Origin of the sequence: Pseudoflavonifractor capillosus, assembly GCF_016899775.1 — a bacterium.
Lineage (GTDB): Bacteria > Bacillota > Clostridia > Oscillospirales > Oscillospiraceae > Lawsonibacter.
Window position 1 is genome coordinate 1 of record NZ_JACJJE010000168.1, and the last position, 352, is coordinate 352.

The 352-nt window shown below is 48.3% G+C and carries 1 protein-coding gene; it reads right to left on the bottom strand.

Going from position 1 to position 352, the window contains the following annotated elements:
- Window positions 1-260 (bottom strand): recombinase family protein (locus H6B31_RS16845; RefSeq protein WP_204899542.1); only part of this gene is annotated, 260 nt, incomplete at its 3' end.
- Window positions 261-352: the final 92 nt, after the last annotated feature.

The window sequence follows — 352 nt, forward strand, 5'->3', positions numbered from 1 at the left end:
TCGGCGGAGGTACCTGTGATCCCCTTATCCGCATAGACGTCCACAAATTCCCACTCCGGATTGCTGGTGATGAGTTCTGTGTAGTGAGCATTCTGAGCTGTGTAAGAGTTCAGCTGATCCTCTGAGTTAGAACTCACTCGGGCGTATGCGGCTACCCGGAGCTTTCTGGTCTGCTCCGGGGCGTTGGCCGGAATCACCACAATGCAGGGACTTTTTAGGGCCAGGGAGCCGTTTATCTTTTTCTGTTCCTGCTGCTTCACAATACTTTCACCTCTTTTTGCAACACACAATACCAGAAACCGTTTAAAATATCTATATCCAAAGGACACAAAAATCAGAGAGAAACAATGAC